The sequence below is a fragment of the Mesorhizobium sp. M4A.F.Ca.ET.020.02.1.1 genome, from assembly GCF_004022645.1.
Taxonomy (GTDB): domain Bacteria; phylum Pseudomonadota; class Alphaproteobacteria; order Rhizobiales; family Rhizobiaceae; genus Mesorhizobium.
Genome location: NZ_RZOI01001358.1, coordinates 1 through 554, shown reverse-complemented (window position 1 = coordinate 554; position 554 = coordinate 1). Strand labels below are relative to the sequence as shown.

Below are 554 nucleotides of genomic sequence, written 5' to 3'. Positions count from 1 at the left end.
CCCATTCGCCATCGATGAGGTTCTTACGAAACAGGGTCATGGTCTTTCCTTGTGAAGCTTTGCTGGCGGCCTTGTCCGCCGCGGTCATCTCTCAGTCAAGCCATTTATCAGACAAATGATGACAGCGAGAAGGCGGTCATGGACCGGAATAGCCGATGGCGCGGGCCGATGAAAGCCCGCGCCTGTCGCCTTGCCGAAACGGGATATGGATGGTCAGGCCTGGAAGGTCCAGAACAGGCAGGCCAGCGTCGCCGCGGCAAAGACGACGAAGAACAGGCTTCTCAACAGGATATTGCGGCGCAGCTCGTTCATGGCGAAATGGGCCGCGACGATGGCGGCGACGAACAGGAACCGCCAGTTGACCAGCGCCCACAGCACGCCGCCCTGGCCGAAGGCCCATCTGGCGACGAGGGAGCCGACGATGGTGGCAAACAGCGCAACCGTCGCCCAGAACAGCGCGTCTGACCAGCTCGGCCTTGCGCCGCGCCGTCTCCAGCCCGACCGCGATGAAGCGGCGGGCATGGCGGGCGAGCTCCATATTGTCTGTCCACAGA

Annotated in this window: 1 pseudogene; it reads right to left on the bottom strand. The window is 62.6% G+C overall.

Annotated elements, in window-relative coordinates:
- Positions 1–213 precede the first annotated feature (213 nt).
- Positions 214–554: pseudogene (locus EN742_RS37125) on the bottom strand (hypothetical protein); the annotation flags it as partial.